Origin of the sequence: Bradyrhizobium tunisiense (genome assembly GCF_042263385.1) — a bacterium.
GTDB classification, from domain to species: domain Bacteria; phylum Pseudomonadota; class Alphaproteobacteria; order Rhizobiales; family Xanthobacteraceae; genus Bradyrhizobium; species Bradyrhizobium tunisiense.
This window is the reverse complement of the sequence record NZ_JBHLEV010000003.1, coordinates 246,331-260,089: the sequence shown is the minus strand read 5'-3', so window position 1 is coordinate 260,089 and position 13,759 is coordinate 246,331. Positions and strand designations below refer to the sequence as shown.

Below are 13,759 nucleotides of genomic sequence, written 5' to 3'. Positions count from 1 at the left end.
GCGTCTGTCGATTAGGCCGCCCGGATCGCGTCCAGGAATTTTCCGACCTCGACCTTGAGACGGCTGCTCTCGCCGGACAGTGATCTCGCCGACGCGAGCACGTTGGAGGAGGCCGATCCGGTCTGGCTTGCGCCACGCTGCACGTCGACGATGCTGGCGGAGACCTGCTGGGTGCCGCGTGCCGCCTGCTGCACGTTGCGGGAAATCTCCCGCGTCGCGGCGCCCTGCTCCTCGACCGCCGCGGCGATTGCGGATGCGATCTCGGACATGCGGGAGATGGTGTCGCCGATCGACTTGATGGCGCCGACGGACTCTTCCGTCGCGGCCTGGATTCCCGAGACCTGCTGGCTGATCTCGCCGGTCGCCTTGGCGGTCTGCTCGGCGAGCGCCTTGACCTCGGAAGCGACGACCGCAAAGCCGCGTCCAGCCTCGCCGGCGCGCGCCGCCTCGATGGTGGCGTTGAGGGCAAGAAGATTGGTCTGGCCCGCGATCTGGCTGATCAGCTCGACGACGTCGCTGATCCGGCCCGCGGCCCGGGCGAGCTCGCCGACATGGTCGTTGGTCCGCCCTGCCTGCTGCACGGCTTCGCCGGCGATGCGCGCGGAGTCCTGCACCTGCCGGCTGATCTCGTCGACCGACGAGCCCATTTCCTCGGCCGCCGCGGCGACGGTCTGCACGTTGGTGGAAGCCTGTTCGGATGCGGCCGCGACGGTGGCGGTGACTTTCTCCGATTGATCGGCCGTGCTCGTCAGCGTTCCCGCGGACGATTCCAGCTCGGACGATGCCGACGACACCGTGTTGATCACGTCGCCGATCATGGCTTCGAACTCGCGCGCAATCTGGTCCATGCGCTGGCTGCGCCGGAGCTTCGCGTCGGCCTCGACGGCGGCAGCTTCGTCGGCTTCCTTCTTGGCAAGCAGTGAATCCTTGAAGTGCCGAAGCGAGCCCGTGACCTGGCCGATCTCGTCGTTGCGGCCCGTTGCGGGGATTTCGACCTCGTGCTGACCGGCGGCGAGCGTTCCGATCACGTCGGCCAGCTTCGCCAGCGGCGTCACCACGCGGCTGCGCAGCATCATGGTCACGCCGGCGAGAGTGCCGAGCAGCGCCAACACGGCGACGCCGGCGAGCGCGAGCATCGCCAGCGCACCATCGCGCGCAGCCGAGGCGCGCTCGGCCGCTTCCGCGAGCGCGGCATCGCGCACGCCGTAGAACATCTGGATCGCGGGCACGATGATCTTCGCGAGGTTGTCGGCGTCGGAGCTATACTTGCCGTCACTCCGCGCTGCGGGGATTTCCTTGTCCACGGCGATCGCGGCATTTCCAAAATAGGATTCCGTTGCCGCCTTCATCGCGGCCGCTATGCGGACCGGATTTCCGATTTGGTCGATGCCGGCCTCGATACGCTCGCGGTCGGCCTCCACGCGACCCTGCATGCGATCCATCAACGACAATTCGGCCGCCGTGAGCGGGCGGCGTGCGGACAGCGCCGGGGACAGCGTGGCAGCACGGCTGCCGGCGGACACCCGCAGATCCTGCGCGGTCCGCGCCAGGCTCAACAGTGCCGCAAGCGAGGAATCCGCATTGATGACCTTCGCTTCGAGCCGGTTCATGACAGGTTCTATATTGGCGAGGACCTCGGCAACACCGGGCAGGAAGCCCTTGATCGCGGCGCTGTCGCGTGCCGCCAGAGCAAGGCCCATTGCACGATCTGCCGACGCGGTGATCTCCTTCAGCCGCCGCGCGGCGCGGTCGAGATTTTCACTGATTGCTGCGCCGTCATCCAGCACCATGATGGCGCGCTTTGCGGCCTCGAAGCCGCCTTCGGCAGCTTTCGCGGCCTTTGCGGCGGCCTCGAGCTGAGCCTGGGTCGCAGCCGCTTCCTGGAAGATCGGGCCGATATAGGGAGCGCGAAGACTGGCGACGTGCTGGCTGGCCATCAGCGTCGCACCGAAAGCATCGACCGTCTTGATCGCGTCGGAGCGGTTCGTGAAGATGCGGGCCTGGGGTATCAGCACCTCGGCGCCGAGGATGACCGCAAAAACCGTCACCGTCAGCATCGACAGCGCAAAAAGCTTCCCAATCCGCATAAGGTCCCCCGAGTCCGTTTTCTGCAATGTCGAAAACCTAAACGCCGCCCGCTAAGACCCCGTTAAACACGGAGTCCCGTAGTTCCACGGGCGCCCGCGTGAGCTTGTTGGATCACCCCTTCCGTCACGCGGTTCCGGCAGGCTCCAATGCGACGAAACCGACGGCATTTCCGCGCCCAATACCTATATCGAGGCATGTGCCACCCATCTGGCCATACTCCCTTACCTCGGAACGCCAATGCTATCGGTCGAACTCGCCATCGTCGTCGTCCTGATCGTCATCAATGGCCTCTTGTCCATGTCCGAGCTGGCCGTGGTCTCGTCCCGCCCGGCCCGGCTGTCGCTGCTCGCCGCCAAGGGCATTCGCGGCGCGGAGCGGGCGCTGATTCTGGCGGCCGATCCCGGCAAATTCCTCTCGACGGTGCAGATCGGCATTACGCTGGTCGGTGTGCTCTCCGGCGCATTCTCGGGCGCGACGCTCGGACAACGGCTGACGCAGTGGCTGCTCGAGCTTGGCTTGTCCCCCGGCATTGCCGACATCGTCGGCGTCGGCATGGTCGTCACGCTCATCACCTACGCCACCCTGATCGTCGGCGAGCTGGTGCCGAAACAGGTGGCGCTGCGCGACCCCGAGAGCATCGCGGTGAGGGTTGCGCCGGCCATGCACGTGCTTGCGAAGGTCTCGCTGCCACTGGTGTTCCTGCTCGACGTCTCCGGCAGGCTGATCCTCACTTTGCTCGGCCGGGGCGGCAAGTCGGAAGAGAAGGTCTCGGAGGACGAGATCCATCACCTCGTCCGCGAGGCCGAGAGCGCAGGCGTGCTCGAGCCCGGTGAAAAGGAGATGATCGCCGGCGTGATGCGGCTCGGCGACCGGCCGGTCGGCGCGGTCATGACGCCGCGCACGGAGGTCGACGAGATCGACCTGAACGACGATTTGGCCGCCATCCAGGCGATCATCGCCAAGAGCCCGCACTCGCGCTTTCCCGTCTCCGATGGCGACCGCGACAAGCCGATCGGCGTGCTCCAGGCCAGGGACCTGCTGGTCGCTTATATGAACGAACGTAACCCGGACCTGCGCGCGCTCGTGCGTGAGGCGCCCGGCATCCCGGCCTCGGCCGACGCGCGCGACGTGCTGACCATCCTGAAGACTGCTCCGGTTCACATCGGCTTCGTCTACGACGAATACGGTGGCTTCGAAGGCATGGTGACGGCCGCCGACATCCTCGAGTCGATCGTCGGCGCCTTCCATTCGGAAGCGGGACCGCCGGAGCCGGCCTATGTCAGGCGCGCAGACGACTCGTTCCTGATCTCCGGCTGGATGCCGGTCGATGAATTCGGCGAGCTGCTCGGCATCGAATTGCCGCCACACCGGTACAACACGGTGGCGGGCCTGGTGCTGCAGCAGTTCAGCGCGCTGCCCGACGCCGGCGATGCCTTCGACTTCGGCGGCTGGCATATCGAGGTGATCGATCTCGATGGACGGCGCATCGACAAGATCCTGGCGAGCCGGTTGAGCGAGGTCGAGACGGGATGAGTGAGCGATAGCGCGAATGCCTACGCAGGTGTGACGGATGTTGCCGCGTCCATCTCCGCTTCGCTTGTCCGGGACGACAGTTGAGCTTGCAGCACGCGCTCGCGCCGAACAATCCTCACCCGAACCTCACCCCGATCCGCTTTTCCTTGCGCCAGGCCACGGTGCAGGACCGATGCGTTCCGTCGGCCTGGAGAAACAGGGTGAAATGATCGGGGATGCCGACCGGGCTGGTGACGTCGAGCGCGGCACCGGTGTCGGACAGGTTGCGGACGGTACAGTCGATCGCGCCGCCGCCGAACTCGATCGTTCCGGCCTTCAGCACGCGATGCCTCGCCTTGTCGCGCCGTTCGTCCATGGGCACAGCCTACACCCAAAGTTGAAGCAAACGTTAAACACAGCCCCGCTTGCGGAGAATTTCCCCGCCGGCCGGGGCGACGGTCACAGCGCCGGCTGGAACGTGTCTGCCTGTGCCATCCGCCAGGCGTCGCGGAAGCGCGGATCGTCCGTGCCTTCGAGCAGCTCGCCCGGGCGCAGCGCCGGATAGAGCTGCGCGAAGGACTGCACGTGGGTGGTCGACGTCCGTTGGCTGAAATGGATCGGGCGCAGTTGCTGCGGATGTTCGAGGCCGGCGGCGGCAATCAGCTCGGTGAGCGAATGCAGCGTCGCGTGGTGATAATTGTGCACGCGGTCGATCTTGAGCGGCACGTAGAGCGCGCGCGCGCGCGACGGGTCCTGGGTCGCGACCCCGGTCGGACAGCGGTCGGTGTGGCAGCTCAGCGACTGGATGCAGCCGAGCGAGAACATGAAGCCGCGCGCCGAGTTGCAATAGTCGGCGCCGATCGCCATCGCCCGCGCCATGTCGAAGGCGGTCGCGATCTTGCCGGAGGCGCCGACCTTGATGCGGTCGCGCGCATTGATGCCGATCAGCGCGTTGTGGACGAAATTGACGCCCTCGCGCATCGGCATGCCGAGATGGTCCATGAACTCCAGCGGCGCGGCGCCGGTGCCGCCCTCATTGCCGTCGACGACGATGAAATCGGGATAGATGCCGGTCTGAAGCATCGCCTTGCAGATCGCCAGGAATTCCCAGGTATGGCCGATGCACAGCTTGAAGCCGGCCGGCTTGCCGCCGGAAAGGCGGCGCATCTCGGCGATGAACTGCATCATGCCAACCGGCGTGGAGAAGGCGCGGTGCGAGGCGGGCGAGATGCAGTCCTCGCCCATCGCGACGCCGCGGATCTTGGAGATTTCCTCCGAGACTTTCGCGGCCGGCAGCACGCCGCCATGGCCGGGCTTGGCACCCTGGCTGACCTTCAGCTCGACCATCTTGATCTGGTCGTCGCCGGCCACGCGCGCGAACGCTTCCGGATCGAAGGTGCCGTCGAGATGGCGGCAGCCGAAATAGCCGGAGCCGATTTCCCAGATGATGTCGCCGCCCATCTCGCGATGATAGGGGCTGACGCCGCCCTCGCCGGTGTCGTGCGCGAAGCCGCCCTTCTTTGCGCCGGCATTGAGAGCACGCACGGCGTTGGCGCTGAGCGCGCCAAAGCTCATCGCGGAGATGTTGAGCACCGATGCCGAATAGGGCTTCTTGCAGTCGGGGCCGCCGATGCCGATGCGGAACTTCTCCTGTGCATGCGTCTTCGGCGAGGCCGAGTGATGCATCCACTCGTAGCCCTGGCGGTAGACGTCCTCCTGGGTGCCGAATGGACGCTTGTCGAGCTCCATCTTGGCGCGCTGATAGACCACCGCACGGGTGTCGCGCGAGAACGGCATGCCGTCCTTCTCGCTCTCGAAGAAATATTGCCGCATCTCGGGGCGGATCTCTTCGAGCAGGAAGCGGATATGCGCCGAAATCGGATAGTTGCGCAGCACCGCGTGGCTCTTCTGCAGGAGATCGCGAACGCCGAGCAGCGTCAGCGCGCCGAAGATCAGGATCGGGATCAGCAGGATGTCGAAGATCTTGCGGTCGGCGATGCCGATGCCGATCAACAGCGCGGTGACGACCGCGCAGATCGTCAGCACGATGAAGCGCGGAGAGAATGGCAGCAGCAGGGTTTCCATGATCCCCTCTTCCGCCAGCGGCAGGCGCTTGGGGGATGAGTGTTGGGAGGATACCTGCGTCTTGTCGTCGTCGGCCACGATTCCGATCCTCTCGCCAGCATGAGGCGGCACGATACGCCCGCGCCTGTCATACGGATATGACGCGGCCCTTGTTTCAGGCTAGCGAATTCGGCCGAGACAAATCAATCGGCAGGGGGGGCGGGTGCGGTGCAGCAAAGGGGTGGGACGGAAGAGACGGCCGGGCCACGGGCGCCTTAATGGGCTGCGCGAGGGCCACACTGCATCCCCAAGGGCTCAGCTATCGTCCCGGGCGAGCGTCAGCGCAGACCCGGGACCCAACGACAGGATTTTGTGATGAGAGAAAGCCGTCTCTCCGAGTCTTCGCCTAACCACGTCTCCGAGTCTTCGCCTAACCACGGCCTGTGGCTATGGGTCCCGGATCGGCGCGCGCTTGTCCGGGACGACGACTGAGGCGAAGGGCTAGCAGTCCAGTACGACGGAGAGCTTCGCGAACCGGGCTTACCGCTCGACGAAGGCCTTCTCGATCACGAAGTGGCCGGGCTTGTTGCCGCTGCCCTCGACGAAGTCGCGGCCTTCGAACATCAGCTTCAGCTCTTCCAGCATCGCCGGGCTGCCGCACATCATGACGCGGTCGGTGGCGATGTCGAGCGGGCCCTGGCCGATGTCGTTGAAGATCTGCTCGGAGCTGATGAGGTCGGTGATGCGGCCGCGATTCCTGAACGGCTCTCGGGTCACGGTCGGATAGTAGATGAGCTTGTCCGCGAGCAGCTCGCCGAACAGCTCGTCTTCGCGCAAGGACGCGACCAGCTTCTCGCCATAGGCGAGCTCCGAGACCTGGCGGCAGCCGTGCACCAGCACGATGGATTCGAACTGGTCATAGACCTCGGGGTCCTTGATCAGGCTCGCGAAGGGCGCAAGGCCCGTCCCCGTCGAGAGCAGCAACAGCCGCTTGCCGGGGATGAGATTGTCGGTGATCAGCGTGCCGGTCGCCTTGCGGCCGACGAGGATGGTGTCGCCTTCCTTGATCTTCTGCAGGCGCGAGGTCAGCGGGCCGTCCTGCACCTTGATCGAGAAGAACTCGAGCTCTTCCTCGTGGTTGGCGCTTGCCATGCTGTAGGCGCGCAGCAGCGGACGGCCGTCGACTTCGAGGCCGATCATCGCGAACTGGCCGTTCTGGAAGCGGAAGCCGGTATCGCGCGTGGCGCGGAAGCTGAACAGCGTGTCGGTCCAGTGCTGGACGGACAGAACCTTCTCTCGGTAAAACGCGCTCATGATTTTCGATATTCCGAATAATTGCGGTTTTTCGGGCAACAGCGTTGCCCGGCCCTGAAAACGGGGGCGGACACCATTGCCATGGCGGAGGATTTCGCGTGTGTGATCTACGCCATTGCGACCAATAATCAACCTCGTTTCGGATGCAATTGATGCCGATCAAACCGGCATTTGCGATGGAATTGACCGCGTCATTAACGAATCTGCTGCCTCCCACGCCCGGAGGGCAATTTCTTTTCCCTCCGGGGCGCGATTGCAGCACTTAATTTCCGTCGCGCTCGCGAGAATTTCATTAAGAATAGCTCTGATTTTCCCCCGCGTTCGGCGCCATTGCCCGCATTTTTGCGGCTTTCGGCGACAGGAACAACAGAGATGGCAAGCGGCGAGCGAATCTTCGTTCAGGCGATCAGGCGCTATTGTGCGGACCACGGCATCGCCGTCGATGTTCGCGCCGACGGCTGGCTGATCGCAATGCGCCGCGGCCGAACGCGCCATTTCGCCTTCGGCTACGACATCGGCCTCAACAGCGCCATCGCGCACCGCCTCGCCAGCGACAAGTCCGCGACATCAGAGGCATTGGCGCTGGCGGACGTGCCCTGCATTCCCCATCAGCTCTTTCTCAATCCGAAGCTCGGCAGGAATGTCGTTGGCGCCGGCTGGCGGGATGCAATGCTCCAACTGCTCCACGACCATCCGCAAGGCGTGGTGGTGAAGCCGAACGAGGGGACATCAGGACGCTCGGTGTTCAGGGTGACGACGGAGGCGGACCTCGACCACGCCGTTGCCGAGGTCTTCTCGATGAGCGCCGGGCTCGTGATCTCGCCCTATCTGCCGATCGAGGACGAGGTCCGTGTCGTGCTGCTCGAGGATGCGCCCCTCGTCGTCTACAGCAAGCAGCGTGGCATCGACTGGCGACACAATCTCGATGCCGGCGCAAAGCCGGTTCTGCTGGAGGACGGCAAGGATCGCGCGGCTTGCGTGAAGCTCGCTATCGATGCTGCGCGCGCCATCGGCATTGTCTTCGCCTCAATCGACCTTGTCCGTGTCGATGGCGAGTGGCGCGTGCTGGAAATCAACTCCGGCGTGATGATGGAGGCGCTGGGCAGGCTGTATCCGGAGCTGGTGCAAGCGACATACGATGCGGCGCTGGACCGGGTATTTGGACAGACAAGCTGAGGCACAGACTTCGACGGCGATCTCTGGCGATCGCCGGATCGGGCGGCGCGATCGCGTTGGCAGGATGTTCCCGTTGTGAAATGGAACGCTGCGATCTAGCCTTCGGACAGCGCACAACGAATGCGGCCTGCGACGTGAATCTGCGGCGGGCATCAACAATCAAGATAATCGAAGAAGGAAACGCCATGAGCGGCAACATCAATCGCCAGATTCTGCTGGTGGAAAAGCCCAGCGGCAAGCTCGGTCCCGAACATTTCAAGATGGTCGAGGGCGCGATGCCGGAGCCGAAAGACGGCGAGGCCCTGCTGCGCGTGCGCTACATCTCGCTCGACGCGGCCAACCGCGCCTGGATGCATGGCGCGACCTACCGCTCCGCAGTCGAGGCCAACAGCGTGATGGCCGGTGGCGCCATTGCCGAGGTCGTCAGCTCGAAGGCGCCGGATCTGGCCGCCGGCGACATCGTGTTCGGCGACACCGGCTGGCAGGAATTTGCCGCCGTGGCTGCAAAGCATCTCACCAAGATGCCGAAGCTCGAGCCAATGACGCACCTGCTCAGCGTGTTCGGCATCGCCGGCCTCACCGCATATTTCGGCCTGCTGGAGATCGGCAAGCCCAGGGAGGGCGAGACGGTCGTGGTCTCCGCGGCCGCAGGCTCGGTCGGCTCGATCGTCGGACAGATCGCCAAGATCAAGGGATGCCGCGTGGTCGGCATCGCCGGCGGCGCGGACAAATGCAACTGGCTGACCTCCACGCTCGGCTTCGATGCCGCCGTGGACTACAAGGACGGCGCGGTGTTCAAGGCGTTGCGCGCAGCGGCGCCGAAAGGCATCGACGTTTATTTCGACAATGTCGGCGGCGACATTCTGGAGGCCTGCCTGCCACAGATGAACAATTACGGCCGCATCGCCTGCTGCGGCGCGATATCGCAATATGACGGCGCGCCTGCCGCACATGGCCCGCGCGGCGTGCCCGGCCTGATCGTGGTGAAGCGGCTCGTCATGCAGGGCTTCATCGTGATGGACTACATGAAGGACAGCGAGCGCGCACTCGCCGATCTCCAGGCCTGGGTGAAATCCGGCAAGCTCAAGGTGCAGGAGGACATTCTCGACGGCCTCGAGAACACACCGAAAGCACTGATCGGATTGCTTGCTGGCGAGAACCGCGGCAAGCGCATGGTCAAGCTCTGACGGCGCAATTGCACCGGCATAATTGACTTGCGGGTGGCGCCAAAGCGGCGAATGATGCCGCATGCGAGGCGCCACTCGCGACAATTGCGATTGCACTGCATTTTAGAGAATCATCGGCGCTACCGATGGGGCGGGAAATCATCAGATGTTCAACACGTTGAAGCATGCATCGGCGCGCACGGCGTTGCTGGCGACGGCGCTTTTCGCAACTGCAACAGGAGCGCTCGCGCAGACCGAGGCGCAGAAGAGCGCCATCCGGTCCTCATGCCGCTCGGACTTCATGGCGCATTGCTCGAGCGTGACGCCCGGCGGCGTGGAGGCGGTTCAATGCCTCGCCAAGAACATGTCGAGCCTGTCGTCGGGGTGCCAGGCTGCGGTTCGCGCGGTCGAGCCGGCTGCCGCGCCGAAGACCGAAGCGGCGCCCGCCAAATCCGAGCCGGCCAAATCCGAGCCGGCCAAAACGGAAGCGGCGCCCGCCGCCGAGCCGGCGACCAAACCGGCTGCAGCGGCCGCGCCCAAGGCAGCAGCAGCAAAGCAGCCGAGCCCCGCGCAGGTTTCGGCGATCAAGAGCGCCTGCCGCGGGGACTATCCGAAGCTCTGCGCCAGCGTGCCGCCCGGCGGCGCGCCCGCGATCGAATGCCTGGAGAAGAACAAGGCGAAGGTGTCGGCCGGTTGCGCCAAGGCCGTGGATGCGGCTTTCGGTGGCGGAGCGGCGGCGACGGCGCCCGCTTCGGGTGCTGCACCGGCCGCCGCGGCGGCGCCTGCCGCGGCACCGGCCGCCATCGTGCTGCGGCCATTGCTCCCGCGCGAAGAGCTGTTCATCGCGCGGTCGGCTTGCGGCGCCGACATCCGCACCCTCTGCGCCGGCGTGGCGCCCGGCGGCGGCCGGATCATCCAATGCATTTCCAACCGGGCGGCATCGCTCTCGCCGGCCTGCAGGGACGTGCTTGCGCCGTTCGCGGCGAGGTAAGACGAAGCGGATGATGGACGTCCGCAGCACGGAGATGAATTGCGACGTGCGCGATCGGATGCTCGCACACTGACACGGATAATTTTCTTCAGGCGCAGTTTCGACCACGACAAGCCCAGGGAGAACAACATGCGTTCATTGCTGCTCGTTGCTTCTGCGTTCCTCGCCTTCGCAGCCACCATGACCTTCGAGGCCGCCGATGCCAACGCGGTGGTGTGCGCCCGCGGTGTCGTTCGCGCCGGCTGCGCCGGGCCGAACGCGGCCGTCGTGGTTCGCAAGCCGGTTCCGGTGGTCCGCTGCACCAGGGTGCTGGTGAACGGGGTCTATGTGAAGCGCTGCGTCTGATGCGCGAATAGCCAAGCCGACGCGGTTTGGCTATGATTCCGGCCTGACGGTTCGGATGCGCGCAAAACGTGTGTCCGAATGATGAGTTTCGGCGGGCCGGCGCCCGGCGGATAATTCCGCTGGCGCAGGACGCCGGAGCACATTAGTCTACCCCTAGATAGTAAGTATACTGTCAATTAGGGAGGCAGACGTTGCGGATCGCCGTGATTGGCGGGGGGCCCGGTGGGCTCTACTTTGCCTATCTCTGGAAGAAGCGTCACCCTGAGGATCAGGTCGACCTGTTCGAACAGAACCCGGCCGACGCGACCTGGGGCTTTGGCGTCGTGTTCTCCGACCAGGCCCTTGAATTCCTGCGCGCCGACGACCCCGAAACCGTCGATGCGATCGCGCCGCATATGGAGAGCTGGGAGAACATCACGCTGAACCTCGGCGGCGACAGCGTCGCCATCGACGGGGTCGGCTTCTCCTCGATCGGGCGGCTCGAGCTCCTGAGATTCCTGCAGCAGCGCGCGCTCGACGTCGGCGTCACGCCGCGCTTCGATACGCCGGTCCACGCCATCGACCAGCTCAACGGGCACGATCTGATCGTCGCCGCGGACGGGCTGAACTCGCTGGTGCGCCGCGCCTATGAGGGCGATTTCGGCACCTCGCTGTCCTACTCCTCCAACAAGTTCGTCTGGTACGGCACCTCGAAGCGGTTCGACACGCTGTCGCAGACCTTCGTGAAGACCGACCGCGGCGCCTTCAACGCCCATCATTACCGTTACTCGCCGGCCATGAGCACCTTCCTGGTCGAATGCGACCATGCAACATGGCAGGCCTACGGCTTCGCCTACAAGGACGTCGAGCAGTCCAAGGGCGTCTGCGAGGAGGTATTCGCCGATACGCTCGGCGGCCATTGCCTCGTCTCCAACAAATCGGTCTGGCGCAACTTTCCCTGGGTCTGGAACGAGCACTGGTCGTTCAAGAACATGGTGCTGCTCGGCGACGCCCTGCATTCCGCGCATTTCTCGATCGGTTCGGGCACGCGGCTTGCGATCGAGGACGCCATTGCGCTTGTCAAGGCGCTGGAATCGGATGCGCATCTTGCTACCGCCCTGCATCGCTACCAGGCCGCGCGAAAACCGGTTGTGCAGAAGCTCGTCAATGCCGCGCGCACCAGCGCGTTCTGGTACGAGCATTTCGCCCAGCACATGCAGCTCGACTTGATGGACTTCGCCTACAGCTACATTACCCGCTCCGGCCGGATCGACGATTCCCGGCTGCGCGCGATGTCGCCGGGCTTCATGGCCCGCTACGAGGCGGCCAGGAACGGCGGAGACGAGGCATGAGCAACGAGATTCGCGACCAGGTGCCCGCCGACAGCGAGGGGGCTCGCGAGATCGGCTTTGCCGTTCCGCAAACCTACAACGCCAGCCGCGTGCTGTTCGACAATCTCGCCAAGGGCCGCGGCGACAAGATCGCGCTGTTGGGTCCCGCGGGCACGCGGACCTATGCGCAGCTCTGCGCGGAGGCTTGCCGCTGGGGCAACGGCTTTGCATCACTCGGCCTCACGCGCGGCGACCGCGTGCTCCTGTTCCTGGACGACACCCCGGCCTATCCGGCCGCCTTCTTCGGTGCGGTGCGCGCCGGCTTCGTGCCGCTCCTGATCAACACGCTGACGCCGCCGGATCTGCTGCAATTCTATCTCGCCGATTCCGGCGCGAGCGTTGCCGTGGCGGATGCCGAGTTCTGCGCGCGCTTCGACCGGGAAGCCTGCAAGGACACCGGTCTGCGCACGCTGATCGTCGTCAATGGCGAGGTGCGCGATCATGCGGCACCGAAAGCGGTTGCGGCGGCAAACTGGCTCGCACAGTTCCCGGCCGAGTTGGCCGAAGCGCCCACGCACCGCGACGAGATGGCGTTCTGGATGTATTCCTCGGGGTCGACCGGACGGCCCAAGGGCATCGTGCATCTCCAGCACGACATGGCCTATAGCGAAGCCGCCTTTGCGCAGAGCGTGCTGAAGCTGACGCCTGACGACATCTGCTTCTCCGTGCCGAAAATCTTCTTCGCCTACGGCTTCGGCAATTCCGTTACCTTCCCGTTCTCTGCGGGCGCGGCGACACTGCTGCTTCCGGGCCAGCCGAAGCCCGCCTCGATCTTTGCCGCGATCGCGCAGTCCAGGCCGACGGTCTTCTTCGGCCTGCCGACGCTCTATACGTCGCTGACCAAGGCTGACGGCGCAGACAAGACCGACTTCTCGTCATTGCGCATGGCGCTCTCCGCGGCCGAGGTGCTATCAGCCGAGGTGTTCAACGGCTGGAAGACGCTCACCGGCCTCGAGATCGTCGAAGGCCTCGGCTCGACCGAGGTGCTGCACATCTATCTCTCGAACCGGCCCGAGCGGAAGAAGCTCGGCGCCGCAGGCCTGCGCGTCCCCGGCTACGAGGTCGCGCTCCGCGACAAGGACGGCCGCGACGTCGCCGACAACGAGGAAGGCATCTTGTGGGTGCGCGGCGATTCCAACACGCCGCTGTACTGGAACCGGCCGGACAAATCCGTCGAGACCATCCGCGAGGGAGGGTGGATCTACACTGGTGATCGTTTCGTCCGCGATGCCGATGGCTTCCACTTCTTCCGCGGCCGCGCCGATGATCTCATCAAGATCTCGGGCCAGTGGGTCTATCCTCTCGAGGTCGAGCTCTGCCTCGCCGACCACCCCGAGATCCGCGAATGCGCGGTGTTCGCCGCCGAGCTGCCGGACCGCCGGATGACGCTGAAGGCGGTCGTGGTGATGAACAACCGCACCGTTAACCCTGGTGACGCGACGCGGCGGCTGCAGGACTATGTGAAGGGCAAGCTGCTGCCCTACAAATATCCGCGCGAGGTGATCTTCACCGACGAGCTGCCGAAAACCGGCACGGGGAAGATTGATCGCCAGGCGTTGTTGAGGATGTGAGGGGACGGCGCCACCACAGTCTCGGTGTCGTCCCCGCGAACGCGGGGACCCATACGCCGCAGCGGTGGTTGTCGCGCGAGATGATCATTGCCTTTCTTCACCAACTATTGCTGCGGCGTATGGGTCCCGGATCTGCGCTTCGCTTGTCCGGGACGACAGTTG

Annotated in this window: 11 protein-coding genes; 7 read left to right on the top strand and 4 right to left on the bottom strand. The window is 64.9% G+C overall.

Annotation, left to right across the window (positions count from 1 at the left end):
- Positions 1-11: 11 nt before the first annotated feature.
- Positions 12-2,087: a methyl-accepting chemotaxis protein gene (locus tag ACFDR6_RS14470; protein WP_375858693.1), complete on the bottom strand. Its 2,076-nt coding sequence runs from the start codon at positions 2,085-2,087 to the stop codon at positions 12-14.
- A 238-nt stretch (positions 2,088-2,325) separates the two neighbouring features.
- Here ACFDR6_RS14470 and ACFDR6_RS14465 point away from each other — a divergent pair, with 238 nt between their 5' ends.
- Positions 2,326-3,621 (top strand): hemolysin family protein, encoded by a 1,296-nt coding sequence (locus ACFDR6_RS14465; protein ID WP_375858692.1) that lies wholly within the window; start codon positions 2,326-2,328, stop codon positions 3,619-3,621.
- Between the two features lie 115 nt (positions 3,622-3,736).
- Here ACFDR6_RS14465 and ACFDR6_RS14460 read toward each other — a convergent pair whose 3' ends face one another.
- From ACFDR6_RS14460 to ACFDR6_RS14450, 3 genes are all read right to left on the bottom strand, one after another.
- The gene (locus tag ACFDR6_RS14460) at positions 3,737-3,976 is read right to left on the bottom strand and encodes a PilZ domain-containing protein (RefSeq protein WP_212079640.1); all 240 of its coding nucleotides are present in this window, start codon (positions 3,974-3,976) and stop codon (positions 3,737-3,739) included.
- A gap of 83 nt (positions 3,977-4,059) precedes the next feature.
- Entirely contained in the window at positions 4,060-5,763 is a 1,704-nt protein-coding gene (locus ACFDR6_RS14455; RefSeq protein WP_375858691.1) for an FMN-binding glutamate synthase family protein, read from the bottom strand.
- Positions 5,764-6,204: 441 nt separating this feature from the next.
- Positions 6,205-6,978, bottom strand: a complete 774-nt coding sequence (locus ACFDR6_RS14450) for a ferredoxin--NADP reductase (protein ID WP_375858690.1) — start codon at positions 6,976-6,978, stop codon at positions 6,205-6,207.
- A gap of 372 nt (positions 6,979-7,350) precedes the next feature.
- Between ACFDR6_RS14450 and ACFDR6_RS14445 the strand changes: the two genes are divergently transcribed.
- The 6 genes from ACFDR6_RS14445 (at position 7,351) to ACFDR6_RS14420 (ending at position 13,597) form a co-directional block, all read left to right on the top strand.
- Positions 7,351-8,154 carry an ATP-grasp domain-containing protein gene (locus ACFDR6_RS14445; protein ID WP_375858689.1) on the top strand — a complete coding sequence of 268 codons (804 nt, stop codon included), beginning with the start codon at positions 7,351-7,353 and terminating at the stop codon, positions 8,152-8,154.
- Positions 8,155-8,339: 185 nt separating this feature from the next.
- Positions 8,340-9,341 carry an NADP-dependent oxidoreductase gene (locus ACFDR6_RS14440; RefSeq protein WP_212079636.1) on the top strand — a complete coding sequence of 334 codons (1,002 nt, stop codon included), beginning with the start codon at positions 8,340-8,342 and terminating at the stop codon, positions 9,339-9,341.
- Positions 9,342-9,486: 145 nt separating this feature from the next.
- Entirely contained in the window at positions 9,487-10,311 is an 825-nt protein-coding gene (locus ACFDR6_RS14435; RefSeq protein WP_375858688.1) for a cysteine rich repeat-containing protein, read from the top strand.
- Between the two features lie 129 nt (positions 10,312-10,440).
- On the top strand, positions 10,441-10,656 hold the full coding sequence (locus ACFDR6_RS14430; protein ID WP_212079634.1) for a hypothetical protein: 216 nt from the start codon (positions 10,441-10,443) through the stop codon (positions 10,654-10,656).
- Positions 10,657-10,847: 191 nt separating this feature from the next.
- Positions 10,848-11,987, top strand: a complete 1,140-nt coding sequence (locus ACFDR6_RS14425) for an FAD-dependent monooxygenase (RefSeq protein WP_317242090.1) — start codon at positions 10,848-10,850, stop codon at positions 11,985-11,987.
- A complete protein-coding gene (locus tag ACFDR6_RS14420; RefSeq protein WP_375858687.1) occupies positions 11,984-13,597 on the top strand; it encodes a benzoate-CoA ligase family protein in 1,614 nt (537 codons plus the stop codon). Before ACFDR6_RS14425 ends, ACFDR6_RS14420 begins: the two co-directional genes overlap by 4 nt.
- Positions 13,598-13,759: the final 162 nt, after the last annotated feature.